The 24,559-nt window shown below is 60.0% G+C and carries 26 protein-coding genes; 13 read left to right on the top strand and 13 right to left on the bottom strand.

Going from position 1 to position 24,559, the window contains the following annotated elements; translation table 11 throughout:
- Nucleotides 1-29 precede the first annotated feature (29 nt).
- Both AWB70_RS20525 and AWB70_RS20520 read right to left on the bottom strand, forming a co-directional pair.
- Nucleotides 30-1,271, bottom strand: a complete 1,242-nt coding sequence (locus tag AWB70_RS20525) for a hypothetical protein (RefSeq protein WP_053572388.1) — start codon at nt 1,269-1,271, stop codon at nt 30-32.
- A 356-nt stretch (nt 1,272-1,627) separates the two neighbouring features.
- Nucleotides 1,628-2,344, bottom strand: coding sequence for a nuclease-related domain-containing protein (locus tag AWB70_RS20520; protein ID WP_053572387.1), 717 nt, complete (start codon nt 2,342-2,344; stop codon nt 1,628-1,630).
- A gap of 386 nt (nt 2,345-2,730) precedes the next feature.
- Between AWB70_RS20520 and AWB70_RS20515 the strand changes: the two genes are divergently transcribed.
- The 6 genes from AWB70_RS20515 to AWB70_RS20490 all read left to right on the top strand — a co-directional run bounded on the left by AWB70_RS20515 (nt 2,731) and on the right by AWB70_RS20490 (nt 6,586).
- Nucleotides 2,731-3,030: a hypothetical protein gene (locus tag AWB70_RS20515; RefSeq protein WP_053572386.1), complete on the top strand. Its 300-nt coding sequence runs from the start codon at nt 2,731-2,733 to the stop codon at nt 3,028-3,030.
- A gap of 108 nt (nt 3,031-3,138) precedes the next feature.
- Nucleotides 3,139-3,573 carry a hypothetical protein gene (locus AWB70_RS20510; RefSeq protein WP_060854163.1) on the top strand — a complete coding sequence of 145 codons (435 nt, stop codon included), beginning with the start codon at nt 3,139-3,141 and terminating at the stop codon, nt 3,571-3,573.
- Between the two features lie 10 nt (nt 3,574-3,583).
- Nucleotides 3,584-4,366, top strand: a complete 783-nt coding sequence (locus AWB70_RS20505) for a hypothetical protein (RefSeq protein ID WP_053572385.1) — start codon at nt 3,584-3,586, stop codon at nt 4,364-4,366.
- A 12-nt stretch (nt 4,367-4,378) separates the two neighbouring features.
- Nucleotides 4,379-4,918 carry a single-stranded DNA-binding protein gene (ssb, locus tag AWB70_RS20500; protein ID WP_053572384.1) on the top strand — a complete coding sequence of 180 codons (540 nt, stop codon included), beginning with the start codon at nt 4,379-4,381 and terminating at the stop codon, nt 4,916-4,918.
- A gap of 253 nt (nt 4,919-5,171) precedes the next feature.
- Entirely contained in the window at nt 5,172-6,254 is a 1,083-nt protein-coding gene (locus tag AWB70_RS20495; RefSeq protein ID WP_060854162.1) for a DUF7146 domain-containing protein, read from the top strand.
- Between the two features lie 107 nt (nt 6,255-6,361).
- Nucleotides 6,362-6,586 (top strand): hypothetical protein, encoded by a 225-nt coding sequence (locus AWB70_RS20490; RefSeq protein ID WP_035511697.1) that lies wholly within the window; start codon nt 6,362-6,364, stop codon nt 6,584-6,586.
- Nucleotides 6,587-6,875: 289 nt separating this feature from the next.
- Here the strand turns inward: AWB70_RS20490 and AWB70_RS38800 are convergent, their stop codons facing one another.
- A complete protein-coding gene (locus AWB70_RS38800; RefSeq protein WP_159680270.1) occupies nt 6,876-7,028 on the bottom strand; it encodes a hypothetical protein in 153 nt (50 codons plus the stop codon).
- Nucleotides 7,029-7,513: 485 nt separating this feature from the next.
- Nucleotides 7,514-8,545 carry a PRTRC system protein D gene (locus tag AWB70_RS20480; protein ID WP_235024302.1) on the bottom strand — a complete coding sequence of 344 codons (1,032 nt, stop codon included), beginning with the start codon at nt 8,543-8,545 and terminating at the stop codon, nt 7,514-7,516.
- A 1,791-nt stretch (nt 8,546-10,336) separates the two neighbouring features.
- Here AWB70_RS20480 and AWB70_RS20475 point away from each other — a divergent pair.
- The gene (locus tag AWB70_RS20475; protein WP_053572379.1) at nt 10,337-11,482 is read left to right on the top strand and encodes an integrase domain-containing protein; all 1,146 of its coding nucleotides are present in this window, start codon (nt 10,337-10,339) and stop codon (nt 11,480-11,482) included.
- 117 nt (nt 11,483-11,599) lie between these two features.
- Here AWB70_RS20475 and AWB70_RS38795 read toward each other — a convergent pair whose 3' ends face one another.
- The 3 genes from AWB70_RS38795 to AWB70_RS20465 all read right to left on the bottom strand — a co-directional run bounded on the left by AWB70_RS38795 (nt 11,600) and on the right by AWB70_RS20465 (nt 13,317).
- Nucleotides 11,600-11,740, bottom strand: a complete 141-nt coding sequence (locus tag AWB70_RS38795; protein WP_159680267.1) for a hypothetical protein — start codon at nt 11,738-11,740, stop codon at nt 11,600-11,602.
- Between the two features lie 69 nt (nt 11,741-11,809).
- Nucleotides 11,810-12,475 (bottom strand): Lar family restriction alleviation protein, encoded by a 666-nt coding sequence (locus tag AWB70_RS20470; protein ID WP_060854160.1) that lies wholly within the window; start codon nt 12,473-12,475, stop codon nt 11,810-11,812.
- 341 nt (nt 12,476-12,816) lie between these two features.
- Nucleotides 12,817-13,317 (bottom strand): hypothetical protein, encoded by a 501-nt coding sequence (locus AWB70_RS20465; RefSeq protein ID WP_235024301.1) that lies wholly within the window; start codon nt 13,315-13,317, stop codon nt 12,817-12,819.
- On the opposite strand from AWB70_RS20465, the gene AWB70_RS20460 reads away from it, so the two are divergent.
- The 3 genes from AWB70_RS20460 to AWB70_RS20450 all read left to right on the top strand — a co-directional run bounded on the left by AWB70_RS20460 (nt 13,310) and on the right by AWB70_RS20450 (nt 16,292).
- Entirely contained in the window at nt 13,310-14,605 is a 1,296-nt protein-coding gene (locus tag AWB70_RS20460; RefSeq protein WP_053572377.1) for an SDR family oxidoreductase, read from the top strand. The two genes, AWB70_RS20465 and AWB70_RS20460, sit on opposite strands and share 8 nt — an antisense overlap.
- Nucleotides 14,602-15,066, top strand: coding sequence for a DUF2269 family protein (locus AWB70_RS20455; RefSeq protein ID WP_053572376.1), 465 nt, complete (start codon nt 14,602-14,604; stop codon nt 15,064-15,066). The genes AWB70_RS20460 and AWB70_RS20455 overlap by 4 nt, the downstream gene beginning before the upstream one ends.
- 452 nt (nt 15,067-15,518) lie before the next feature.
- On the top strand, nt 15,519-16,292 hold the full coding sequence (locus AWB70_RS20450) for an SDR family NAD(P)-dependent oxidoreductase (RefSeq protein ID WP_053572375.1): 774 nt from the start codon (nt 15,519-15,521) through the stop codon (nt 16,290-16,292).
- Nucleotides 16,293-16,388: 96 nt separating this feature from the next.
- Here AWB70_RS20450 and AWB70_RS20445 read toward each other — a convergent pair whose 3' ends face one another.
- The 6 genes from AWB70_RS20445 to AWB70_RS20420 form a co-directional block, all read right to left on the bottom strand.
- On the bottom strand, nt 16,389-16,784 hold the full coding sequence (locus AWB70_RS20445; protein ID WP_053572374.1) for a DUF7682 family zinc-binding protein: 396 nt from the start codon (nt 16,782-16,784) through the stop codon (nt 16,389-16,391).
- 70 nt (nt 16,785-16,854) lie between these two features.
- Complete coding sequence (locus tag AWB70_RS20440; RefSeq protein WP_063786785.1) at nt 16,855-17,154, bottom strand: hypothetical protein; 300 nt, start codon at nt 17,152-17,154, stop codon at nt 16,855-16,857.
- 8 nt (nt 17,155-17,162) lie between these two features.
- Nucleotides 17,163-17,672 (bottom strand): hypothetical protein, encoded by a 510-nt coding sequence (locus AWB70_RS20435; protein WP_235024300.1) that lies wholly within the window; start codon nt 17,670-17,672, stop codon nt 17,163-17,165.
- Between the two features lie 54 nt (nt 17,673-17,726).
- Nucleotides 17,727-18,932: a DUF1173 family protein gene (locus AWB70_RS20430; protein ID WP_235024317.1), complete on the bottom strand. Its 1,206-nt coding sequence runs from the start codon at nt 18,930-18,932 to the stop codon at nt 17,727-17,729.
- Nucleotides 18,922-19,251, bottom strand: coding sequence for a hypothetical protein (locus tag AWB70_RS20425; RefSeq protein ID WP_053572372.1), 330 nt, complete (start codon nt 19,249-19,251; stop codon nt 18,922-18,924). Before AWB70_RS20425 ends, AWB70_RS20430 begins: the two co-directional genes overlap by 11 nt.
- A gap of 35 nt (nt 19,252-19,286) precedes the next feature.
- The gene (locus tag AWB70_RS20420) at nt 19,287-19,733 is read right to left on the bottom strand and encodes a hypothetical protein (protein ID WP_053572371.1); all 447 of its coding nucleotides are present in this window, start codon (nt 19,731-19,733) and stop codon (nt 19,287-19,289) included.
- A gap of 430 nt (nt 19,734-20,163) precedes the next feature.
- Here AWB70_RS20420 and AWB70_RS20415 point away from each other — a divergent pair, with 430 nt between their 5' ends.
- The 3 genes from AWB70_RS20415 (at nt 20,164) to AWB70_RS20405 (ending at nt 24,390) form a co-directional block, all read left to right on the top strand.
- The gene (locus tag AWB70_RS20415; protein ID WP_053572370.1) at nt 20,164-20,958 is read left to right on the top strand and encodes a hypothetical protein; all 795 of its coding nucleotides are present in this window, start codon (nt 20,164-20,166) and stop codon (nt 20,956-20,958) included.
- 63 nt (nt 20,959-21,021) lie between these two features.
- Nucleotides 21,022-24,141, top strand: a complete 3,120-nt coding sequence (locus AWB70_RS20410; protein WP_060854159.1) for an SNF2-related protein — start codon at nt 21,022-21,024, stop codon at nt 24,139-24,141.
- Complete coding sequence (locus AWB70_RS20405) at nt 24,142-24,390, top strand: hypothetical protein (protein WP_060854158.1); 249 nt, start codon at nt 24,142-24,144, stop codon at nt 24,388-24,390.
- Nucleotides 24,391-24,559 lie beyond the last annotated feature (169 nt).

The raw sequence follows: 24,559 nt of genomic DNA, 5'->3' as shown, positions 1-24,559 counted from the left end.
GTCCGCCTTATCGTTATGGCAGGTACGTCTTACAGCTTTCGCAAACCTGTCTCGATCTCGCTGAGATGCTTGCGCATCATTGCGGCCAGCGTCTGGACCAACGGTTCGTGCTGCCCAAGCCCATCGGAAGCTTGAACCGCCACCTGAGCCAGCGTGAGCTTGCCCGCGAATTCTTCGAATGCAGATAGCGCTTCTTGCATCGCTGCTTGAACGCGGTTAGCGGCTTCAAGGGCGCCGGCCTCTTTCTTCCTGTCGGCTTCAAGTCGTGCCAACTCGGCGCGCCTCTCGACCAACTGCTCTTCTAGCTGTTTGAGTTCAGCGTTGCGCTTTTCCAGTGATTCGGAAATGCTCTTATATCCAGCGGGAGTCGTCTCAACTTCCTTGATCTGGACTTCCGGCTTCCGGTTAAGCAAAGCGTTTCTTTCGTCGTTCAGCCTCGCAATCTCCTTGTCCTTGTCCGCGAGGTCCTTTTCAAGGTTGGCGAGGCCCGCCTGCCGACCGGTGTAATAGCTGTCCATGCGCTGAAGCTGGGCCTCTTTTTCGGCGATCAGTTTTGCGGTGGCGTCAAGCTGTTGCTGAAGGCGGTTGGCTTCGTCCTCGGCGACTCGCTGAGCGGTTTTGCTGTCCTCGAGCAGGGTCTTATAGTTGTCTACCTGAACTTGGCGATCCGCGAGGGCCTCTTCCTGCTTCTGCAGCGTTGCCAACATTTTGCGAATGTCTTCGCGAGTCATATGCTCGTTGGCCTTTTTCGCCGCAAGAATCGCTGCAACCTGCTCGTCGGTCACGTGGTCGGCAGCGAGAATGTCCAGTTCGCCCACGTTGAATACGCGGATAGCCTCAGTGTTGTCGAGGAATGCCTCGTAGCAGCGCATGTACTGGCGCGCTGCGGGCTTCTTCACGCCGAGAGCCAAGTCGAAGAAAGAAAATCCCAACGTCGCCGCCCGCCGCAGCGTATGTGTCTTGTTGCCGGACTCTGCGACCATCACGTTCTTGATCAGGTGCATGGAGTTGATAAGCAGGCCGCCGATCGTTTTAAGGTCGGTCGAGATCCGCGCTCTAGCCTCAGCGATCGTCACCATGTTCTCGACGAGCTGGGCGATGAGATCAGCGAATTGCTCGCCTTCTCCGAAAAGCTGCCGAGCAACCTTTTCGATCTTAGCGCGTTCGGCGCCGCTTGCCGAAACGCCGCCAAAGATGTCGTCCAACGGATCGTGGAGTTCCGTTTTTCGCAATTGCAGGTTCTTATTAGAATCGTCACTACTTGATGACATAACTTCTCTCCAGATGTTGCAGCGCCCCCGCGCGCTGCGTTCAAACCCCCGCGAGGACTTCGCTCGCGGATAAGAAAATGGTGCCAGTACGCAACGAGCCGCATCTGCCGACATTCATTCGCGAGCGGCACCTCTCATTTCGTGCAACGTTTCCCGCCGGAGGACGTTCTTTCTCACAGATGTAAGCGATCGTAACGGCGCTCCCCAGCACGTCTGACATCAAAAGACGCCGTTTTTACCCCGTCTTTCCCCTTCCTGGAGCGAAAGGTAGCGTTTTTGTCCACCCCCGCAAACGATTAACGGTTCATTCACGAAACACTTAAGCAGTTTCTGAGTTCTGATGTGGAAGTGATTACCTAGCGGAAAAACTTGAAACGTTCCCGAATTACCGGTATCCGGCGCGTCGCGCGGTCCTTGTGCGCCATGAAACCTTCGGTCGAGGTGTCCGCATACATGAGGACCGCTTCGCGGGCCTTGGCGACGTCCACCGTCGACCTGCCGGTGCACTCCGCACGCTTGGAACGCAACCAGTGGGGGAGGTCGTCTAGTGCCAATAGATCTGTCGGTAGTTCCGGATGCAGGACGACTCCTGGCGACACGACGAGACCCGCGCCAGCGACCGGCCACATTGCAGGAAGCTGCTCTCGGAGGAAGCGGATCTTGCTGCGGTTCTGCTCGATCGGCGAGCGTCGGTCTTCCGCCTTACCGTTGGGCGCAGTCCGTGTCAGGGTCCCGGGACGATTCGACGGCGCGATGCGGCCGGACCAATTCTTCGTCTCGAAAACGAAGACGCCGAACGGCGTAATCGCGAGGTGATCGATCTCTGCGGTAGGGAACGCAGTCCCGGGAGCATGTTCTATAAGCAACGTCCCTTCGTGCAGGTAGAAGTTATCGCCGCACAGCCACCTGAGGGTCGTTCGAAGCTTTGCTTGAGCCAGAGCCTCGCCGGCCGCACCGATATCGTCCGACGAGCGTTTTGCGCGATGGGCGCTGCGCGGACCGGATCGGCTCCGCCGCTTGATGGCTTTGAATACGTGATAGCCGCCGACTGCGACAAGCATTTCGAAGAACATTCGCTGCCTCCTGTTGAGCATGTAACTAGCATGCCAAGGGCAAATGGAAGTCAAGGGAGCACCGCGGCGCTGTCACGTTCCAAGCCGAAAATCGAAAGGCGGTGTGAAATTGGGAGCTTTCGCGCGCACGCGCTCGCGGCCCACGCGTAAATTGCCTGTTATCCCCGCGTCACCGACGCATCGACCCAAGCCGCCACTGAGCATGAGTGCGTGCGCTTGCGATCTCTTCTTCCATCCGCAGTGAGTTGCTTCCGCCACGCCTTCATCGAGTCGTGACGAAAGCGTCTCTCCGCGCGCCCGTTTTTCCCTGCTCACCCGAGCATCGAAAATCATCCAGCGCTGTACTGGCTGGACATCCCCTAGTGCGTCTTTTTCTGGAGAGAAAAATGCCGAAGCAGTTGGTTATGAAGGCGATGAAGTCGCCCGGCTGGTTGGTCGCTGTTTGCTTTGCCCTGTGGTTTGCGGCGCATTCGTTCTTCGCCTTTCTGTTTGTCTCTGCCACCGTCGCTGTCTGGATCAAGAGATCCATCAAGGCGGCGCTGAAAGAGGAGAAAGCTGAGGATTCGAAGGCGCCCGCGCACGCCGTTGTCGCTCCGGCTCCCGCCGACGCCAACGTCACGCCCATCAAACGTCAGTACGCCAAGTCCGCAGTGGTCGTTCCACTTAAGACAGGCACCGACAACTAGTCGCTACGCCTGAATGTCAAGACTGCCCGCACGGGCGGTCTTGACCCCTCACCCCAACGGGAAACCATCCCGTTGCGGGCATGGGTTCCCGTTCATTCGGAGATTCCCATGCAAGCAGAAGTAGCCGCATGGCAACTGGACATGTTTGGCGCTCCCGATGCACCGATCACACGCGTCCAAGCCAAGCCCGATCCGCTGCCCGATCCGCACCTGTGGAGCGAGGCCGTTAAAGACAAGATGGTCGACGCGTTGATCAGTCTCGCGACTGACAGCAGACGCGGCGACAACATGCCCGAGTCGTTAATGGACTGCGCTGCGTTGTTCAGCGAGCGACTCAAAAACCGAAAAAAGATGGAACTCGAAGACTACCGGGCCACGCTCGGCTGGGTCATGGAGTTCTGGAGCGGGGCGCTGCCGTATCGGTTCGTCTGCCAGATCAACGGCGTCGATCCCGAGTTCTTGCAAGACGTCATCCTGAGCAACCCGCTGCTCAAGCGCGACATGGAAGAGGTGCGTCGCGAGTGCTTCGGCACGCTGGTGTAGGAGGCCGACGATGACCACATCAACATTCGGCCGGCTGATCGGGACGCTTTTCGGAGTGACGCCGCAGCCGCAGCGTCGCAGCGACAATCCCACAAGCCATTCATCCCCGATCGAGGTCGGTAAGGGCGGTGCCAACGAACGGCACATCGCCATCGCAGGACAACCGATGTTGTTCCGCGATGAAGGTGGAGTCGTCGTGCAGTTTCGTCCGGCGTTCGACTACGAGCTGCGACCAACGGCTGTCGGCATGAAGCTGATACCGGCGCTCGCGCCGCACTGGGAAGTGCTGCACGAGTACAGGGGCACGTTGACCGACGCCATTGCGGCTGCACTCAGGGGCGCTCATGCGCAAGACACGCCTTCGCTCGACGCCAAACCCGTTCGACCAGTCAATGTCAGCGACGCGCGACCCCGGCCAGAAGTTACGGACGCCGTCGTGACAGCGCCCCCTCGACCCGCTGAGTCGTCACATCGGCGGACCGAGCGCGCGAGGTACGGGGTCTTGAGAGAGTGGGGGGAGAAACGATTCCCCGATGGCAAGCGCCCTGGCAAGACGTATGAATCGTTTTGCGTGACGCTCGAGCATCGCGGCGAGACGCACGTTCTCCAAGGCGAAGGCCTCCGTGACGCAATCGCAGAGTCGGCCTGTCGCATCGGCGACCGCGTTGAAGTCAAGCGGATCGGCAAAACCAAAGTGCCAGCAGTCGATGGACGTGGGCGACCTAAGCTAGACGCCAGCGGCGAGCAAGTCCTGTGGGACAAGTGGCTTTGGTCTATTTCCAAAAAATCTTAAAGGGAGTTAGTTATGGCATCAGTAAACAAAGTCATCCTCGTCGGCAACCTCGGGGCTGATCCTGAGACGCGCTACCTGCCGAGCGGCGATGCGGTCGCCAATATCCGACTCGCAACGACCGATCGCTATAAAGACAAGGCCTCGGGCGAAATGAAGGAGCAGACCGAATGGCATCGAGTGTCGTTCTTCGGTCGGCTGGCTGAGATCGTCAATGAGTATCTGAAGAAGGGCTCGTCGGTGTACATCGAAGGCAGAATCCGCACGCGCAAGTACACGGACCAAGCCGGGCAGGAGCGGTACTCGACGGAAATCGTCGCAGACCAGATGCAAATGCTCGGCGGCCGCTCTACGGGCGATCGTTCATCCAGTGACGGCTTCGAGAGCCAACGCCCGGCACGTCAAGAACGCTCGCAGCAGCCGCGATCGAGCAACCCTGCGCCGGCGAATCGCGAACCGCAATCGACGTCGCATGGTGGTGGCGGTGGGTTTGATGACATGGATGACATTCCCTTCAACGCTTACCTAACGCGACGCGAGTGGGCTGCGATTTGATCCCGTAACGGCTCACCTCGCTTCCTGTTTCTTCTCACCTTCGTTGCTTCGTCGAACCGGAAACGGTCGGCGAAGCCGCGAAGCGTCTCTTCCTGTGCGACGCGCCCTCGCTGTCGCGACACCCGCCTTTCGCTTTCCCTGCTGAAAAAAGCCGCCGACCGTGCTCGCCTTGCGCGAGTCGGGCGGCTTTTTTGAGCACGGTTTTACCGCCTGTTCAGGCATCGACCTCAACCACACCACTACTGGAGTGCCAATGAATATCAAGGACATCAAGCTGTCCCCGGAACAGTGGATTGCGTTGCTCCAGAAGTATGGAGTGCCCGCAAGCTCATTGACCGGGAAGGGCGCACCCTGTCCCATCTGCGGCGGAAACGACCGCTTCACCTACGACAACAACCGCGGCCGCGGCGACTGGGTCTGCCGCAAGTGCAACGACGGCGACCGTAAAGCTGGCGACGGCTTCGAGCTCATCTGCAAGTCCGCCGGGATGACCTTCCGCGAACTCATGATTGAACTCGAAGGCGGCAGTCTGGCCGACGCACGGCAAAGCCGAGCGCAACCGGTGGCCCCGGCGCCCGGCAGAAAGGTCGATCCCGAGTGGGCGCGCAAGCGCCTCGACTCGATGTGGGATCGCGCGACGCTGGTCGGTTCCGATGGCCTCGTTGCGCGATACCTGCGCAATCGGGTGCCGGGTTTGACAGTGGCGCCGTCCGCAGCGCTGCGCATGGCGATGCTCGATTACCGGCACGAGAAGAAAGTCATCGGTCAGTGGCCGGGCATCCTTGCTCGATTCACATTGCCGGACGGCCGACTCGGGACGCTGCACCGCACGTTCCTTGAACGCACGGAACCGGCGAAGGCGTCGATCGTCACTAGCGATGGCGAGATCCTTCCGGCCAAGTTGCACGACGTGACGCTTCATAAGCTCAACGGCGGCGCAGTCCGGCTGATGGATCCAGTCGATGGCGAGATCGGCGTCGCGGAAGGTCTCGAGACGGCGTATGCCGCGCACATGCTCTTCGGTGTGCCGGTCTGGTACTGCCTGAATCGCATCCTTCTCGCCGATTTTGTTGTGCCGGACGGCCTAGGAATTCGAGTCGTTCATATCTTCGCGGACTTCGATGCGGTCGATCCCCGCACCGGCAAATCGCCGGGCGTCGATGCTGCATTGAAGCTGGCGAAGCGGCTGCGAGCTGAAGGCTACACCGCTATGGTTCACCGGCCCAAAAAGCGGGAAACGGATTTTGCCGACGAGTGGTGTGCGTCTCAGGCAGCGCATCGCCCTGCAGTGGCAATGGTGGTCCGCCGCGACGAACCCGAAGCACTGCACGTTTGATTTTGATTCCGCGGCCGTCTGGCTGCTAACAGTAACTTTCTGCCCGGTGGGGATTCGTCCCCGCTGGGGCCGCAATCCGCCCGAGCTTGTCCAATGGAGAAAAGGAAATGAGCTTCAGCATGATTGTTGGCCGGTATGAAATCGTGGCGACTTCCGGTGTCGAGAACGGCTCGGTCAGGGTAGGAAAGTCGGAGGCGGAAGCCTATGACGTCATCGACCGGAAGCGAGGCGGTCATGCCCGACTGGAGAAACAAGGCGTCACGCTGGACACTGCTTGGTTTTACTGCATTCGTCGACAGGCGAACGCACAAGGGGTGACCCTGCTGCATTGATGTCCATCTATGAAAACAAAACCCGGCCAATGAGCCGGGTTTTTTTTCGTCTGTAGCTTTCAGTGCTCACCATGTACTAGCCTTAACTCTCAAGGCAACTTTGAACACATAAAGCGCGAGCTTTATCCCAGGAACCATCACGCCGCTAGCCCAGAAGGAACCGACGAGCGAGAGCCCAAAAATCCAGTTACACAACGGTGTATCCGGCAAGCGGGCAGCGACGCACGCGACGAAAAAAAGAGCTCCTGCAGTCAGCGCCCGACGTGCAATCAAGGGCAAGGCCAAGAACTTACCGTACATCATCGGCTCCTTTGGCTGAGCGGAACACAGCGCGATGAAACAGATAGCCTGCCTCGCACGCAGCGAGCGCGGCGGCCACGAGAATCCACATGCGAACGCCGCGAGTCCAGTCAAGCTGTGCCAAGTTTTCGATGAAGCTCATTATTCCTCCGTTGCCTTTGCAAATTGCACTATACATGTCCCTATTCTGCCAACAACTAGGCGAAGTCAAGCCGTCGACGAAAGCCCACGCCGCTGCGCTTCTGTTGGCGCTAAACGCCGATCTGCGAAGCGGCATGTGCCTTCTCCATCTAGCTCAGGCTCACCCTAGATTCAAGTTTTCCGCCAGGAACGCGTAGTCGAAATCAGGCTGATCATCCTGAACTGGCGCGATTTGCTTAGCAGCGACGGGAGTTGCCTCGCTTGGCGCAGGACCCCTTGCAGCTTTCGTCGTTGCGGATGCGTTGGCTGACGTTGGCGTGCTAGTCACTCCTGCACGAGGAACCTGGACACTGCCCCGCAAAGCATCTTCCGCTAAGCGCTTGAGCAACGCTGCGCGTTGCCTCGGATTGGAGATCGCGACTAGAGCATCAAACAACGTTGGCGTCGCGATCTCGCTGATTGTTACCTTGATCTCCAAAGCGCCTGTCATGCGGGCACCGCTTCCTTGCGCTTCTTGTCGCGCAGCAGCGTTGCCTCACCAGCGGCGAGGAACCCCCTTACATTCGTGAAGCATGGCTCTGCCATATGGTCGATCCTCAAATGGGGAAACCGCGCTTGAATCTCAGACCTATACAGAGCCGCACCGCCACCAGTTAGAACGATGGAGCGAATGTCCACTGTGTTCTTCACGCCTGCTTGAATAGCTTTAACCGCGGCGTCGATAACCGTCTGCGCCGCCGGCAGAAAATCTTGCAAGTCATAGTCGTTCCCGTTGAGCAGGAGAGTCGATCCCGTGCGCAGCGCCTTGTCGATCCGCTCAATCCCCTGCGTGTCGATATGCAGCTTTTCCTTGATGACTGCGGCGATGGCTTCGTAATAGTGAGACGCGCCGCTGTGGTGGCCGCCGCTGCGCTCTTCGTCGATCGTCAGCCCGGTTGCTACCACCCAGTCCGTAGTGAAGTAGCCGACATCGATGATGAGGTGCGGGTCTTCCTTGTCGAACTCGTGGTACCGCGAGAAGTTGACCAATGCGCCGAGGGGCTGTGGAAGCACGATGACGCTGCCGACATCGAACTCCACGTCGCCGTATGAATTATTACCAGCAAACGCACTGCGCAAATGAGCAACGTGGGTGTGGAAATTCCTCATCGGCAGGCCGAGAACCAGGCGGTCGACTGATGCGATGTTCGCGAAGTGGAACGCACCGGCCAGCAGCGCGGCATAGCTGGCAGTCGTGCAATAGTCGTCGTTAAGTGTCGCCCCCGCGTCCCCGTTACGCGAGCTCAACAGCACGCCGGGACCCACTTGATAGCGCTTTCCCTCGACGTCCACCGCGACAGTCTTGGGCGTCGTGATCAAACCCGCGCTCTCTTTGGCGATCGTGTGTGCCTTGTACGGCGGGGTCAGCGACGGAAACATAAAGGTCGACACGTCGGAGCCGTTGCGGAAGGCGATCTTAGTGTTGCCATATCCGACGTCAACAGCAAGGACGGGTGCATGTACTTTCATGGTGTTCATTCTCTCTCCAGAGCAATTCGATAGGTTCAACCCATCCGCCAGTTGTCTGACAGAAAAGTGGTAGATGGGTGTACGCGCCGATTCCTTTTGTCGAAACGTTCGGTTAACTGTCAGTTGTCTCGCCGTGAACGGTGAGAAGGCGAATCGACGGTCTGAAGCGCCTCAATCTGTCAGTCATCAAGACAAAATCGGTGGGAAAAGTCCCCGTTACGCCTGTCCAACTCTACAGATCGGCGCGCAATGTCAAGGAAGCAAAAGCTCGCTACATTTAGGCGGCTTTTAATGTTGCGTGTGGTCACGGCGCCGATATCCTTCTACTTACCAACCGCGCGCACGCGCATCGACTCTCCTGAAAAGGACGATCGAGGGGGCCGCTTTGCCTAGCGAAAACCCCTCTGTCACGGCCGCAAAATGAAGCGGCCTTTTTCTGAATCTAATCAAGTTCAAAGCGACCCAAAGTGAGGACGCTGGACACGCGATATCCATTGGGTTTGCGGGCGGTTTTGCACGAGTGTCCGAGATGAGACGGATTGGGAATGCGCGGACACATGTCCGTGGCTGCCCAATTTCGACCTCATGGAGGATGGACGCATCCTTACAGCACACGACGCTGGGTACGTTGCATGAGGTCCGACACACCGCGACCGAGTGAACGCGCTTTGGGATGGGGGACCAGCTAGGCCGACGCGGCAAGCTGCTCCCTGTACGGAAGACGAACGGGCGGCGCACCCGGAATAAAGCAGCGCAAAAAGATTACCGAGCACTTGGCCGAGGTCGTGCCGCCGCAAAGACGGGGCACACCGGCGCGCAACAGCGCGTCTAGGGCCGGCGCGGTAGCCGTGGCAGCGGCATAGCCGAATCGCACAGTTAGCTGTACGCGGTTCGACTGCTGGAGCAGCAGGAGATGCACAACGACGAGAGATTCCGCGAAGCGGGCGCGCGTTGGAAGTACTCCAGCAGCAAATCAGCGGCAGTCAGCACGCGAAGCGTGGCGACTGGCAGCACGCAGCAGTACGGAGGTCGATGCACGTTTCTTCCACGTGCGGGGCTATCGAATGGAATCGCTAAAGGACAGGAAGGCAGGACCCGGCGGGGCAACGCAGCGGCTGTGCGGCAATAGCCCGGGGATAGGCTCCTGAGGTATGCAGCGCGGTGGCAGGGAAGTACACCGTTCAATAGATGAGCACGGTTGCTGACTCTCAGCACATAAGGAGAACGCGCTTGCTAGAGCCGCAAAAAAATGACGCTTCAGGAGCAGCACTAGTCTCGGATTACATGGCCATTGCGTCGTATGAGCTGGACTGGTCCCGCACCAATGTGAGCGCTGATGTGCGCTGAGATGATCGACACGTCAGGCGCTGATGCGCTGACGCGATTGCTGTGTGCGTGGGCGCCCGGGGCAGAACAGGTATCGACCTTCGCCACCGTAGCACTGAGGCGCTGCAAAGACGAAGGCGATGCGAATGGAGCACAGCCACAGCGCTTCTCAACTGCCCCGAAGCAAAGCGAACGACGTCGGATTTTCACGCTGGTAGATCACGCCTTCGAGGCCGAAGTTGCGTGGTCTCTATGGCGGCTGTCGATTGCCTATGGTTTCGACGATACGCGGTCCAGGCGAAGAGCACTCCGGCATGCGGCGATAGCTGGATGGATTTCTGGCACGTGCGCGGGTGGCGGAGTCCCGAATGGGTTTCGGCAGTCATGCCAGTTGGAGATGGCGTTTGAGAGGGGCCGAGCAATGCACTCGGTGGCCGACACGCGGCAATCAACAAACGAGGAAGGAGCATCCGAATGACAGTAACCGTCTATGTGAAAGGCATCGTTGCGGGCTATCCCGAGCTTCCCCCCGCGTTCCGGGATGCGCTTGAGAAGATTTTCACTCCAAACGTCAATCGTGTTCACAGCCGTACCCGTGTTAGCAATAAGCCGATATCGGTCGGAACACAGGAACCGCGACTGCAAAAGCTTTGCCGTTCGTTTGTTGAGCTACGCCAGATCGGCTACGCGATACAAACACCGTATGCGCTCAAGGAAAAGCACATCGAAGGGCTGGTGGCGCTATGGCACAAGGACGGCCAAAGTCCCGGGACCATCGAGAACAAGTTGACGTACTTCCGAGCGTTCTCGAACTGGATCAACAAGCGGAACCTTGTCAAAAAGATGTCGGAGTACATTGATCCAGCCGCGCACGACTTTCGGCGCACGTCTGTGGCGACCGAGGACAAGTCATGGGAAGGCAAGGGGATCGATGCCGTTTCCATTATCGAAGAAATCGCGAAGACGGAGCCCGTGGTCGCGGTGCAAATGAAGCTGCAGGCGGCCTTCGGTCTACGGGTCGAAGAGAGTCTTCTGTTGCGGCCTAAAGATGCAGTCCGTAGAGACGGAAAGCTCAGCGTCGTCCACGGCACAAAGGGCGGTCGCGCGCGTGTGGTGCCGATGGAGTTGAAGATGGACCTCCTACTCGAGGCTGCTCAACACGCAAACCGGTCTACTGGCTCGACGATCCCCGACGGCTATACCAAGACTCAGTGGAAGGACCATTTCTATACGGTTCTAAAGCGCCATGGTGTGACGAAGTCTGGCTTGGGCGTTACGTGCCACGGCCTGAGGCATCAGTTCTTGCAGCAAATGTTTGAAAAATACACCGGCGTTCCTGCGCCGATCAAAGGCAGCGACCAGAGGGCCGACCCGGCGCTCCACCGCGAAGCGATGCAAGCCGTGGTTGAGGCGGCGGGCCATAGCAAAGAGCAAAAGGCCGGCGCTTACCTGTCTAGCTTTTCTGTCCAGAGGCGGCTAAAGGCGCCTAAGGTGACATTAGAACAAGTCCACGAGGCACTCGCAGCAACCGATGGCAATAAGAAAGCAGCGGCAATCGCCCTGGGCATCAGCAGAACAGCCCTGTACCGCGTTTTACAATGCGAAAAGTTCGCCGGATAAGGGGGGTGTGCATATCCGGCTAAATTTGTAACAGTGGTTATTCGGTGTTAATTCAACAACTTGGTACTTGATGCTGGCTGAGAGGGACGCTATCCGGATAGCGTCCCTGTGGGGTTTTCAGTCCAAAAGCCAGCCCAACTGCGGACTTGTCATCGCGTGATACGTCAGGATCACGCCGAGGGCGAGCAGCGTAAAAAGCTGCGGCGCGAGCTTATTGCGGAGCCGGTAGGCGGCGACGATGTACTGGATGGGTGACATATTCGGTCCTTGTTTGCCGTGTCTAGTTTGTAGGTTCCTTCAGTATGACCGGCGCCGAATGAAGTCAAGTCACCAGCGGTTGCGGTCGGGGAGGTCATCGACCGCCTCGTTGACGCTGTTTTCAAAGTTGCCTTCGTCACCGCCTGTCGCGGGAATCCGGGGAAACTGGACCGAAGCGATTCCGTCAATGTATATGCGCTTCGCAAGCTGCTGCAGCTTTCGGTATCGCGCCGCATCGCGGAGGACTGTGTCGACTGGCCAGAACTCGCTCATTGTAATTTTGCTGTCGGCAATTTTCTTGGCGAGCATTTGGAAGATGGGACCGCGTTTCTCCCAGTCGTCTTCGTTCCTCGAGAGGAGGTCGATCAGGTAAGCATCGTCGACTGCGCTAACTTCTTTTCTTACGAGCTGAAGCAGATCGCCCTCGGTGGCTTTCGGCCGCCGCATCCGAGCATTCCAAATCTCGCCGGCCTTATCCAGTGCAGCGTAGCGGTCGTTGCCGATCGGGATCCAAGGCGTCTGCATCCCACATTCTTCACAGAAAATGCAGCAGACCTTCTCGTAGGGAACGTCGTACGGTGAGCGCGGTTCCATGTCTTGCGTGGGCGGCGCCAGGCTGTTGCCGAGGCGAGCGAAGTCGCGCTCAGGAGCCGACGGACGGCCGACTAATCGCTGGGAGAATCCGAAAGACCACTTTCCGCCGCAATGGTCGCAGGGAAAAAGTTCGTCAGTCATAGCGCTGTCCTGTCGGCGGGGTCCGGCGGTTTCAATTTTGTAAGCCGGTGACGATTATAGCGACCTGGCCCCACGCGACCGGCTCCTACGCGATTTGCCGTCACGGAAGGACGTAAATTGGAGTCAATCCGACTGCGAGGCCGAAGTCGCGCGCTGTCTCGCGTTCGCTGTCGTCCAGCCGCATGTGCGTCAGTCGGACAAGGCGTTCCATGGTGGATGGCTCGGCAAACTGCGGCGCAGTAAGACTATCGGATCGACGAGCCCTAGTGCAGCATTGTTGAACTGGTCCGCAGGCGCGAGGCGTCGTATCTGGAGAACTGGCGGCGCTTGCGCCGGCTGTGTCATCGGCTCAGCGCGCCGAGCGCTTCGTGAAAAACGGCAGGACGAGCCCCGCCCCAAACGCAAGATAAACCGCGGCGATATGGGCGACCGGCAAGTGATATTCGAAGCCCGGCGTGAAGCGCTTCGGAACGACGATATAGTCGCCCGCCGCAGCGGCCAAGGTCGTCGCAGTAGCGAGCGCGATGCGTCGGCCGTGCCCCTGTGTCGCGATGATTCATGGAACGGCGCGCCACCGCGACAGCCAGCGCGTTGCCGGCCGCCCAACCGATGGACATCAGTTGATGGATTGCAAGCCCGGTTAGCAGATGCCGCGGCTTTGGATGCGCCGTCTGGTTCGCTTCTTGCGGCCAGACCCAATGGCTCGCGGCGCTCACCGGAGCCGTCGCGCGCTTGCCGTGGAGGCGGCCGCACACCGCGAGCGCCGCCGTCGATAGCAGCCCGGCTGCAATGCCGGGCCAAAGAATGTCTTTTCTCGTGTCGATGCCCAGCGTCATGGTCATATTCCTCTCGGGTTCAACCGGGCTCCTCGGTTCACGCATCGCGGCGGCCTTGCTCGCGGATGGTCATTCGCTGATTTGCGCCGCGCGCCATCCACTGGCGAAGGCGGGTCTGTCGAAGCAGTGCCGCTTCGTCGAACTGGACTTCGCGCGCATCGACAACCAAGCAACTTTGGTACCGCTTCTCGAAGGCGTCGATGTCTTGATCAACGCGGTCGGCATCTTCATCGATCGCACCGGCCACGACTTCCAGCGTCTGCACGCGGATGCGCCGATTGCGCTCTTTCATGCGGCGGTGCGGGCCGGAGTGCGGCGCATTGTGCAGATTTCGGCGCTCGGCGCGGACGAGCACGCCGCTAGCGCATACCACCTGACCAAGCGCGCCGGCGACGATGCGTTGCGCGCCCTACCGGTGTCATCGCTGATCGTGCAGCCGTCGCTGGTCTTTTCGCCGGAAGGCGCCAGTACGAAGTTTTTCACTGCATGGTCGACGCTGCCAGTTGTCCCGCTGCCGGGGCGCGGCGGCCAGTCCATTCAACCCGTGCACATTGACGACGTCGTCGCATTAGTGACCCAGGGCGTGATTGTCGTCGATGGCGTGACGGAAACGGTGGCCGCGGTCGGCCCCGAGCCGATGACGATGCGAAGCTATCTCACGGTTCTCGCCGGCCTCGCCGGCGCATCCGCCCCGCGGTTCGTCGCGGTGCCGATCTCGCTCGTTCGTCTGAGCGCGCGCATCGGCGAACATTTACCGGGGGGCTTCGTCAGCAGCGATTCCATCGGCATGCTGGAACGTGGCAACACCGCGCCCGCGGACGGCATCACGCGCTGGCTCGGACGGCCGCCGAAAGCGCTTTCGCAGCTACGTGCGATGCCGCAATGTCTCGACCTGCATGCGAAGCTCGCGTGGCTTTTGCCGTTGCTGATAGCGTCCATTGCGGCGGTGTGGATCTGGACCGCAATCGTTTCCGCATGGCTATATCCGCGAGCGGCCAGTCTGGATCTACTCGCGAGAGTCGGCGCGCCGGACGCCATGCGCCCGTTGCTGCTCTACGCCGCCGCGCTTTTTGATTTGCTGCTCGGCGCGCTGTCACTGTGTTGGCCCGCGCGTCTCGGTCCTCGTAATCGACTTTGGAAAATCCAGATCTGCCTGATCATCGTTTATACGGCCCTCATTAGCTGGCGCTTGCCGGAGTTCTGGCTGCATCCGTATGGTCCGCTTTCCAAAAACCTGCCGATGCTCGCTGCGCTCGTCCTGCTGATTCAACTCGATAGAAAGAACCGAAGGTGAGTTACCTCGTCATCAAGTGGTTGCATGTGCTGTCGTCCACGATTCTCTTTGGCACCGGAATCGGTTCGGCGTTTTATCTGCTGTGCGCGAGTCTTGGCCGCGATGCTCGCACGGTCGCTCGCGTAAGCCGTTTGGTCGTCATCGCGGACTGGCTTTTCACGACGCCCACGGCCATCATCCAGCCTTTTAGTGGCTATCTGATGATACGGCTCGTCGGCTTCCGGGTGCAGACGCCGTGGCTTGCGTGGTCCATCGGGCTGTACGTGTTCGCGATTTCGTGCTGGGTGCCGGTCGTTTGGCTGCAACACCTGATCGCCGATGAAGCGCGAGATTGCGCGGCATCGCAGGCGCCGCTGTCTCGCCGCTTCTGGATGCTCATGGCGATATGGACTGTGCTCGGCGTGCTCGCTTTCGTCGCGTTCCTTGCGATTTTCTGGCTAATGGTTACGAAGACGCTGTAACTTGGCGCCCCCCGTCACTTCAATTGCCCGCCGCGCCGCTCAGACGATTTGGCCGCCGCGTCGGAGGCAGGGCATCCGCTCACCTGCAGGCTACGCGTGGCGGCTTCGACATCGGCTGGTTAGGTAATCTCGTCGGCCATTGGACTGAAGCCCGCGCAACGCTACTGCGCGAGATCTTGCCGAACTCATTCTCGCGTAGCACCGGGCGGGTGCGGCCGGCGGAATATCGGCGAAGACAGGCGACGAGCAGGCGGGCGTCCACGCTGCGTGACCGGGCGCGGCTCGCGCGCGCTCAGCGCATCAACTTCGTCACCATCAAGAAAGCCGCTTGTTGCAGGCCCGGAGCACGAGTGCCATTCATGTCCCCCTGTCATCGGTGAAATGCCTTTCATTGCATCGCGAGGCGGGCAGCCGGCGGGCAGAATGGGCGCTTCTTTCCCTGGGGACTCGACATGTCTCGCATCTTCATTACCGGATCGACGGACGGACTGGGGCTGATGGCCGCGCGCCTTTTAATCGAACAAGGGCATCGCGTCGTGCTGCACGCACGCAATGAAGCCCGCGCCGACGACGCGCGTACCGTGCTCCCGCGAGCCGAAGCGGTTGTGACCGGCGACCTCGCGAGCTTAGATGCGATGTGCGACGTCGCCGAGCAAACGAACGCGCTTGGCCGCTTCGATGCGGTTATTCACAACGCGGCGGTCGGATATCGCGAGCCGCGACGCATTGAGACGGTGGACGGTTTGCCGCACGTATTCGCGGTAAACGTGCTTGCGCCGTATGTCCTCACAGCGTCCATTGACATGCCCGCACGGCTCGTCTATCTCAGCTCGGGAATGCATCGTGGAGCCTCTGCCGGGCTCGACGATGTGCAGTGGATTGCGCGGCCCTGGAACGGTGCCGAAGCCTATGCGGAGAGCAAGTTTATGGACGTGCTACTCGCCTTCGCGGTGGCGCGCTATTGGCCAGATGTGCGTTCAAACGCGCTCGAGCCGGGATGGGTCCCGACGAAGATGGGCGGCTCCTCCGCGCCGGACGATCTGAACAAGGCGCACCGCACGCAGGCGTGGCTCGCCTCGAGCGACGACGAAGCCGCCCGCGTCTCCGGCCGCTATTTCTTTCACATGCGCGAGCGCGCTTGTGATCCAGCTGCGCGAGACCGGGCGATGCAGGATCGGCTGATCGAGGTGTGCGAGCGGCTTTCGGGGGTGCCGCTTCGGCGGTGACCCGTATGGGAGTTTGAAGGCAAGCTGCGCGCGTGCCTCAGCAATAGCTCAGCCGTCGATGGCCATAGTGCCAAGCAACACGTCAGTCGAGGTAAGTTATGCGGCTACGCGATTCGCCGCAATCCCATTGTAGTCTTCGTGACTGACGAGGCGTAGCGGTGCGAGCGATGGTGCGTCAAAGAGCAGGCGATAGGATCGGCCAACCGGCACGGAAACCAGCTTGCCTGCCGAGGACTTGATGAACTTTCCGTCGAGCGAAAATGGATGCACGCCGCTACTGACCTTTGCGAGCAGATCTCTGGCCTCTCGTTGTACGGCCGAGAGGTGTCGCACCATGGACAGATCGATCGGATCGTCGGTGGTCGCGACTCGCTTCGCAGTGCGCGTCTCCTCGAGGTCGAGACGACGCTGGGCCTTATGCTTTTCGGCAGCCGCGCATGCGTGGCAGTATTTGCCCTTGCCGCTGTGACCGCATTCGAAGGTTCGTTTCATGGTGCATTCCTGAGTCGTTGATGATCTATTGCACCACTGTTCGACGGTTGGTCAAGTGTCGGTAGACGACTTATTCAGGCTTCTTTTCGCCCGGCAACATTGCATCGAGTTCCTGCGATAACTCTAGGATCCGAGCGTCGGCGAGCTCGATTCGAGATTTGAGCCGGTCGATGTGAGCCATCGCAAATGCATACTGCTCGGACAGCATCGAGAGCGCCCAAATAGGACTGAGCGTGGCGTGACAAACGGCGCACATGACGATATCGCTCTGTTCGACGAGCCGAAGATTTCGGTGTGCACAGTTGGCCTCGACATCGCGGGGCGTGTTAGGAGCGACGGCTCGCCTGCCGAAGGGAATGACCTTGCGCATTGACGGTCTTATGAATGACGCATGGCCGTATTGATTGGCGAAGTCGCGACGGCTGCAATGGCGTTGGGCGCGAACAGGACGCTGGAGATGGCCGGGTCGCGGCGATAGTGGAGTTCAACGACATCGAGGAATTCGCGAAAAGAGGCGGTATCACCGGCGGCGGACCCCTGGTACCGATTCGCGAAGCGAAGATCAGTTGGCGCGAACGCGTGCTGCGCTAGCCATTGAACATGATCAGCGTTGGGCAACCACCACCGGTTCCAGCGTATGGTGAAAGCGAGCCATCCCTTGCCTGACCGCTCCAGTTCGTCCCAAGTTGCGTTGATGTCGAGTATTGCACCGAGGGAACTGAAGAACACCGCGCGCAGGGAAGTTTCGTCCGCAGCAGCAACGACGATCTGCTTGCGTCGTTCGTCGACCGCGTCGATGGTGCTTGCCATCGCGAGCGCGGGGTAGTTCACTTGCCAGTCGGCGTTACGCGCGACTGCACGATTCAGAAAGAACGAGTTCGCGGCCATATCATTTGCTCAGCAGTTACGGATGCGCTCAAAGTATCCTAGAAGGAGCGACCGTCAAGTCAACGGTCTAGGAAGCCGTACTGACGCGAGGTCGGCCGGCGGTATCCACTCAACGCACGGCTTTGCGTCGCGCGCGTACAGCGCCTGTTTCTCTTTCTTTCGGGCGAGATACTGCTCATTGCCTTGCATCCCATAAATTTCGATCGCCGTCGGCTGTCGGGTATCGGTCAGTTGAAAGTCGGGCAGCATGACGTCGCCGGCCTCGAGCCTCATAGGCTTGATGAAACGTCGGCGCTCGGCGACGAGCCGGTTAGCCATCTCCACCTCATAGCTCGAATCGCAGGGAACAAAACTGCTGCTGCACAGTTGCAGCGCAAGGTCGATGATCCGAAGATTTCCGTCCCTTGTCCGCTCGACCAAGGCGAGAATCACGACGCGCGCGCTAGCGTTACCTGTCATCGCCCAGGCGGACCTGAACGACGCGGCGGCCGATTCGATAACGGGTGTGGAGGCGAAGAATGTGCGCTTCGTTTGGCGTAGCGCGACGACGAAGCCGTACTTCGAGGCCACCACGCCGCGGAGCTCGCCGAGCACCAATCGGCGTTGAGAAGCGTGGGGTGTGGTCGTGATCTCGTCTAGGAACGCATTGAACTCGGCGACAATGGATTGCGCTTGGCTCTCGTCATGTCGCCGCATGACATGCAAGACCTCATGGATGGGCTTACCGTTAAGCTTGCCATCGCCTAGAGCGGCCACGAGCTGTGCGTTGCACTGACCCCAACCGCGCGTAGAACCTCCTTGCCAGACGTGCAAATTGGCCTCGAGCCAAACGCGTTGCAGAAACCCAAGGAGCGGTGCGGCGCGGCGAGTTGTGGTGGTGAGCGAGGAGCCGCCTTCAGCGCGTATCGACCGTTGGAGCGTTCGAACAGATAGCGAGGCGTCGAGCTTGACGTTCAGCCCTGCGGGCGTTTGCTGGATCGCACTGAGGGCGTCGGGCGGTCTTCCATCTTTGATGGGCGCCGCGGCATAGAACGGACATGAGATCTCGTCGTGGTTTGGCCCGTCGTCTGGCCATCTTGCGAGATGAAAAAGCGCGCCGTAGCGTCTCACAACGAGGCGCAAGAGTGTTCCCGCGACGCGCTCCCGGCAGCGGCATACGGCGTAACCCGGTGACTTCTTTGCGCGTTCGAGCTGGCGTGCGTACCGCGCCGGGTTGTCTTGAACGTCTTCGAGTGCGACTGTGAGTCCGTCAAATGACACTTGCACGATGTCTTGAGGCCTCGCTCAGTGTCAGGTCCACCTGATGGGCGGGAACCTTGTGTATGTGTGCCCGGGTCCCGAGGAGATTGGCCACTTTGCGTACGCTCAGGCAAAACTGCTCGGCGTGCTCGCCGCTAGGAAAGCGAAGGCCGATCGTCTTTACAGCTCCGGGCGCTGCTTCATCGCGCGAGAAGACGGAGCCGGTACCGACCAGCGCGTCGATCCAGCTGTCGGGGAAGCCCTTAGACGGTACCGAGTCAGCACGCGCGCCGGCGGGGTCCTTTGTGAAGTCTTCGAAGCTAACAACGATTAGATTCATCTTGTGTCGGCAAAGCGAGGTTGGACGGCACGGCGCTAGGCGGCAACGGTGTCGGCTTCGCGCGTCCCTCGGCCGCGAGCCACGTGCGCGTCGTAGAGCGCAACGGCTCCCATAATGGCGACAATCGCACTGAGGCCACATGCCGCCAGCAAAGCGGCCAAGCGTTTTTCGTTGGCAGCGAGTTCCGCAGCGCGCAGTCTCTCTGCTGAGTCCAGATCGCGCCGCTGCGCTGTTAGAGCAGCACCGAGCGCCGTTTCGTCCTGGAAGCCGTATTTCGACAGCAGCAAAGGACGCTCAGCAGTTGGGACGTGCTCCATCGCGTCAGATAAGCCCTGGAGGCGTGCGGCGATGCTGGTATCAACGACGACCTGAACGGCTGAGCGTTCGATCGTGAACTGGCGCGCGACAACGCTAACCGCTCCGGTCATGCCGATGGCTGAGGCACTAAGGAACGCGATGGTCGCAATGTGACTTACTTTCATGGACGTGCTCGAAGGGATCGCACGCACACGCGTGCACCTCGAAATTCTGATCTCAGCAGGCCAGCGGCGGACCGGCGAAAGGGACCGAAATCGTTGCGTCTTTTGAGGAGGATACGCGCACGGGCGCGTTTTTCGCCGACCGTGGATGTATCGCAAACATCGGGCGGCGGCTCAGGTTATCCCCAAGGTTAGCCACAGAAACTGTGGATAAGGTTTCCATGCCTGAGGACGAAAGGCACCATGAAAAGATCGCCTTTCGAGTCAGCGGCGGAACCTCGTGCATGTACTGTTGCACTACCACCCGCGCTTCTAGCGCATCGACGATGCGGCGCTTAGCAAGCTCACCGCTCAATCAATCTTCTGCTTTTTCTACCCGCAGGGGCATGTCCCCTTCGCGGGCGTGCGCCTGCTCATCCTATGGAGCAATCGCATGTACACACAACTGATCGAGCAGTTCAAGACGGCACAAACGGCAGCAGCAGTGGCATATCGAGCTGTCGTCCAGGCGGAGCGCGATGTCTTCGCAGACGGGCTGACCGAATATTCAGCGATGGAAGTGCGCAGCGAATACAAGGTCGAGCGCGAGCTCAACACGTTCTGTCGCAGGCTGCTCTCGCGGCTTGTGATGGAGGCAAGCCGGAAGTTCGCCCCCGTCGGCGGCAGAATCGAGATCGACCAGTGTCGCGAACTCGACCGATGCGGTCTCGATATCGAGGAGGATCTGAGGAAGAACAACATCCCTGACTTGGACGGCTTCTGGCGACACCTCGAGCGTACGTTCCGCGGTGAAGCTGGCGAGCGAGTCGCGTTCGAGCAGGCAGCCAAGGCCATCATCGACGGCTTCTGGCTGAAGCCCGATACCGAGATCAAGCGCACCAGCAGCGCGGTGATTCTCGAAAAGCGCGTCACCTCCCAGTCGTGCTTCCATTCGAAAGGTCAGCGCGAGGTCTATTACTCCTCGCAGCAGGCAGTCGTCACGACCTTCGATGGCCTGGCGACTTTCGCGAAGAAGCATCAGTTCGGCGCGCTGGCGATGCAACTGCGCAACTTCAGCGTCCACCGATTGACGTTCTCCACTCGCGAGAAGCTGTCGTTTACGGGGCTGGAGATCGTGCTGTTCAACGACAAATGGCAGTTCAAGTTCGCTCACGACGTGGGTGACGCGTTGTCCCTCTTCATTAGTGAGTTCGGCGCCACGTACCTCGCCTCGCGCGACCGGTACTAAAGCGTCCACCGTTCCATCCTTTCGACCCGCTTCGGCGGGTCTTTTCATTTCTAGAGGCAATTCATGCAGAGAGATCTGTTTTCGTACGAGCGGGACTGGTATGAGCCGTTGCGCGGGATCAGGAGTTTGGGATCGCAGGCACCGTCGATCGCCCATCAGGGCGAGCTGGCAGCGGCACGGCGTCAGCACCTCGGGCAATTCTTCACCCCGGACGCCATTGCGGCGTTCATGTGGAGCTTCGTCAGCGGCTGGAAGGTCAATCGGCTTATCCGGATCCTGGATAACTCGGTTGGTTCCGGGCGCCTCTTTCAGTACGCAGACCCGGAACGCCATGCCGTGTACGGCGTCGACGTCCACGCCGATGTCATCCAGCAGTGCCAGAAGGTGTTCGAGGACGCGGGGTTTGATTGCGAGTTTCGGCAAGCTGGCATGGAGGATATCCATCCGGCGCGCTTCGATATCGCGATCATCAATCCTCCGTTCTCGATCCATTTGGAGTCGCCGCATCTGCAGACGCTGGAATGCACGACGTGGGGCCGGTACGGCGCGCACACCAGCGCATTGAGCCACGACTACGCTGTGCATCAGGCGCTTGAGGCGGCGAATATCGTCGTCGCGCTCCTGCCGATCACGACCGCGGAGTCGATGATCGCGGGCGAGCAGGGCGATCGCATGAAGCGCCGCGCGGCAGGCCTTTTCGAACTGCCGGCGGACGCATTCAAGCTCGAAGGCGCGAACGTACGCACGGCGGTGGTCGTGTTCGACCGCTATCGCGATCGTCCCTCGGACTTCGTCCGGGCGGTCGTCGACGATCTGGCCAAGCCCGGCCCGGATCTCGGGCTGGACTTCGAGGATCGTTCCTTCGGGGAAGCTCGGCTGCGGCTGCAGAAGCTCGATGACAGCGTGCCGTTCATCACGCGTGCCGTCACGGGCGACAAGTCGGTCAAGGTGTCGCACGATGGCCGGCGCATTCGCTTGTCTTTTGCGTGTGGCTTCAACGAAGCGATGGTGCTCAACGCGGTTCTCGTAAAGCGCATTTACTCGCGCGACGGCCACCGGCTGCCGCGTGGCTTTCGTTACTCGGGGCAAGGCTTGCTGGATATGGAGACGTATCTGGTGCAAGACGATCCGGTCGCGGCTTTTGGTCAGTTGCTCGATCGAATCCGCAGCGTCGGTGGCGAGCCGCAACTTGCGCCCGGGTTCATGGAGCACTTCACCAGACGCACGAGGCGTAGTGTGCGCCAGGCGATACCACTGCGGCACGTCGCGTGGACGACCGGCGCTGGGTCGCGAGATCAGGTGTCGGGCATCGCGAAGGAGACCCACAAGGTCGACGCGAGCCGCTGGGCCAGTCCGCTCATCAAGGCGGGCGATGAAGTCCAGTTTGATCGTGAAGCCGACGGGCGTTACCGATATGCGCTGCACGGCGTTTGGTATCACCTGTCTGTTGACGAGCTCAATGCGCGGTTCGCGGTCGACAACGTCAGCGAGGGATGGGAGGTGGTGCACGAAGGTCTGTGCGCGCGCTTTCCCGACCAAGCAGCGGCGCTGCGCTCACGCGTGAAGGCGCTCGGCGTCGATCAGTGGCTCGATTGGGAGTTTCAGGTCGATGATCTAGTCGAAACGCTGTTGAAGCCTACCGGTTGCGTCGTTGCATGGGAGCAGGGTTGCGGCAAGTCCCGGCTCGCGCTCGCGCTGATCCTCGTCTCCGGTGTGAAGCACGGCCTCATCGTCGTTGAGTCCAGGCTGATCGAGGAGATGTTGAAGGAGATTGGGCAGTTGCCTATCGCGGCCGATCAGGTGCAGGTAATCGAATCGGCGGCGGATCTCAGCGACCTTCGACAGATCAACCTTATCTCGTATGAGCGCCTGCGGATGCCGGTCGACAAAGCCGCATCTGCGCGCGGGACGTATGCGCATCGACTGCGGCGTCGCATCGGCCTGCTGGTGGCCGACGAGGGCGAGCGCCTCGCCAATCCCACGAGCGATCAGAGCCGCGCGCTTTGGCAGCTTTCGGCGCGGCGACGGTTCGTTTTGACGGGAAGTCCGATCCCGAACTACCCAAGAGACGCGTTCGGGTTGATTGCGTTCTCCGGTGGTGATGGAACGGCAGCACAGCCCTACGGCTACCGCGTCGGTTATCTCGAGCAGAACTGGATCAATTCGGTCGAGTACGCGATGCGCGGCGTCGATCGATTCAGGGATGACTTCGTGGTGCTGGAGTGGGTGACGTGGCAGTTTGCGGAGAGCCTGCAGGACGGGGCGAAGCGCGAGGTGCCCAAGATCGGCAACCTGCACCTGTACCGGGCGATGCTCGCGCCGCATATCAAGCGGCGGTTGGTCGCCGAGCCCGAGGTGTCGCGTTACATCCAAATCGAGCCGCCTCAGTTTGAGGTGGAAACGGTGGACTGGGATCGCGGGCATCTGGCCGCGTATCTGCGCGCTGCCGACGAGTTCGCCGATTGGTATCGCTCATCGCGCGATGACAAGAAAGCGTGCAACCTGGTGACGATCCTCGCTCGAATCCGTGCTGTTCACTTCTCTGCCAACTACCCGCAGTTCGGGATGGAGGGCGTGGAATACCTCGGCGGGCTCACGAGCAAGCAGCGCGCTATCGTGGGCCGTATGAGAGCGATTGCGGCGGAAGGCAAGCAAGCAATCGTGTTCGCCGAAAACCCGGGCGTGCTTGATCTTCTGGCGCGCGAGCTGGATGCGCATGGTGTGCAGACTGTCCCGTTTCATGGCGAGATCCCGATCAAGCGTCGCGTGGCCGATAAGGACAAGCGGTTCTTGGGCGGACTGGCAACCGGGTTGATGGCTACGAAGGCATCGGGCCGCGCCGGTTATAACCTGCCCAACGCCGACTACATCCTCTTCTACGACCGATCGTGGACGTGGCGCATCGAGTATCAGGCGATGCGGCGCGCGCTGCGATGGAACCGGAAGGGCGTGTTGAAGGTGGTCTATTTCCACCTGCCTGGAAGCATCGACGAGTACCAGGACCAAATGGTCGCGCACAAACGTGATGCGACGCAGGCGGGGCTGGACTGGGCGACGCCAGAACTGGACGACGAGACGTTCTTGCATATGGACTCCCTGCTAGATCGTTTTGTCGATGACCTCGCGTTGCTGTCGGCGGAAACGTCCGGTGACATGCGCAAACTTTTGAAGGAGGCAGCGTAAATGCCGAAAGACTCGAATGTGTATGTGGTGGTCGGGGAGGGAGTCGTCACGGTTAAACGTGAAGGCTCCAATCGCGCGGTGCTGGCGAACGTCCTTGGCAAGGTTCAAGTCGATGGCGTTGAGGTGCTGTGCCTTGACCGTCTCGTCCATGAAAGCCATGAGCAGCAATTTGGCGAGTGGACGTTGGCCGGGGCAGTCACGACGTTATTGTCTCGATCGCTGCCGCCCGCGTTTGGCGCGGCGGCATGAGAACTAGCGGCACCCTCTGATGCCGCTCGTCATACCCTTTAATCACAACCCGGCTTTCGAGCCGGGTTTTTTTTGTTCTTCGTGGGTTTTCGGGAAAGGGCTGGATGCGACCGAGACCGTGTGAGAACTCATTTTTTGGCGCTAAACGCCAAGGCTCGGTTCCGCCGGG

Source organism: Caballeronia cordobensis (assembly GCF_001544575.2).
GTDB lineage: Bacteria > Pseudomonadota > Gammaproteobacteria > Burkholderiales > Burkholderiaceae > Caballeronia > Caballeronia cordobensis.
This window is presented reverse-complemented; position numbering and strand designations above follow the sequence as displayed.

What these genes read in the sequence shown, in the direction of transcription:
- AWB70_RS20525 (WP_053572388.1), bottom strand. Translation starts at nt 1,271, where the DNA reads ATGTCATCAAGTAGTGACGATTCTAATAAGAACCTGCAATTGCGAAAA.
- AWB70_RS20520 (WP_053572387.1), bottom strand. Translation starts at nt 2,344, where the DNA reads ATGTTCTTCGAAATGCTTGTCGCAGTCGGCGGCTATCACGTATTCAAA.
- AWB70_RS20515 (WP_053572386.1), top strand. Translation starts at nt 2,731, where the DNA reads ATGCCGAAGCAGTTGGTTATGAAGGCGATGAAGTCGCCCGGCTGGTTG.
- AWB70_RS20510 (WP_060854163.1), top strand. Translation starts at nt 3,139, where the DNA reads ATGCAAGCAGAAGTAGCCGCATGGCAACTGGACATGTTTGGCGCTCCC.
- AWB70_RS20505 (WP_053572385.1), top strand. Translation starts at nt 3,584, where the DNA reads ATGACCACATCAACATTCGGCCGGCTGATCGGGACGCTTTTCGGAGTG.
- ssb (WP_053572384.1), top strand. Translation starts at nt 4,379, where the DNA reads ATGGCATCAGTAAACAAAGTCATCCTCGTCGGCAACCTCGGGGCTGAT.
- AWB70_RS20495 (WP_060854162.1), top strand. Translation starts at nt 5,172, where the DNA reads ATGAATATCAAGGACATCAAGCTGTCCCCGGAACAGTGGATTGCGTTG.
- AWB70_RS20490 (WP_035511697.1), top strand. Translation starts at nt 6,362, where the DNA reads ATGAGCTTCAGCATGATTGTTGGCCGGTATGAAATCGTGGCGACTTCC.
- AWB70_RS38800 (WP_159680270.1), bottom strand. Translation starts at nt 7,028, where the DNA reads ATGAGCTTCATCGAAAACTTGGCACAGCTTGACTGGACTCGCGGCGTT.
- AWB70_RS20480 (WP_235024302.1), bottom strand. Translation starts at nt 8,545, where the DNA reads ATGAACACCATGAAAGTACATGCACCCGTCCTTGCTGTTGACGTCGGA.
- AWB70_RS20475 (WP_053572379.1), top strand. Translation starts at nt 10,337, where the DNA reads ATGACAGTAACCGTCTATGTGAAAGGCATCGTTGCGGGCTATCCCGAG.
- AWB70_RS38795 (WP_159680267.1), bottom strand. Translation starts at nt 11,740, where the DNA reads ATGTCACCCATCCAGTACATCGTCGCCGCCTACCGGCTCCGCAATAAG.
- AWB70_RS20470 (WP_060854160.1), bottom strand. Translation starts at nt 12,475, where the DNA reads ATGACTGACGAACTTTTTCCCTGCGACCATTGCGGCGGAAAGTGGTCT.
- AWB70_RS20460 (WP_053572377.1), top strand. Translation starts at nt 13,310, where the DNA reads ATGGTCATATTCCTCTCGGGTTCAACCGGGCTCCTCGGTTCACGCATC.
- AWB70_RS20465 (WP_235024301.1), bottom strand. Translation starts at nt 13,317, where the DNA reads ATGACCATGACGCTGGGCATCGACACGAGAAAAGACATTCTTTGGCCC.
- AWB70_RS20450 (WP_053572375.1), top strand. Translation starts at nt 15,519, where the DNA reads ATGTCTCGCATCTTCATTACCGGATCGACGGACGGACTGGGGCTGATG.
- AWB70_RS20445 (WP_053572374.1), bottom strand. Translation starts at nt 16,784, where the DNA reads ATGAAACGAACCTTCGAATGCGGTCACAGCGGCAAGGGCAAATACTGC.
- AWB70_RS20440 (WP_063786785.1), bottom strand. Translation starts at nt 17,154, where the DNA reads ATGCGCAAGGTCATTCCCTTCGGCAGGCGAGCCGTCGCTCCTAACACG.
- AWB70_RS20435 (WP_235024300.1), bottom strand. Translation starts at nt 17,672, where the DNA reads ATGGCCGCGAACTCGTTCTTTCTGAATCGTGCAGTCGCGCGTAACGCC.
- AWB70_RS20425 (WP_053572372.1), bottom strand. Translation starts at nt 19,251, where the DNA reads ATGAATCTAATCGTTGTTAGCTTCGAAGACTTCACAAAGGACCCCGCC.
- AWB70_RS20420 (WP_053572371.1), bottom strand. Translation starts at nt 19,733, where the DNA reads ATGAAAGTAAGTCACATTGCGACCATCGCGTTCCTTAGTGCCTCAGCC.
- AWB70_RS20415 (WP_053572370.1), top strand. Translation starts at nt 20,164, where the DNA reads ATGTACACACAACTGATCGAGCAGTTCAAGACGGCACAAACGGCAGCA.
- AWB70_RS20410 (WP_060854159.1), top strand. Translation starts at nt 21,022, where the DNA reads ATGCAGAGAGATCTGTTTTCGTACGAGCGGGACTGGTATGAGCCGTTG.
- AWB70_RS20405 (WP_060854158.1), top strand. Translation starts at nt 24,142, where the DNA reads ATGCCGAAAGACTCGAATGTGTATGTGGTGGTCGGGGAGGGAGTCGTC.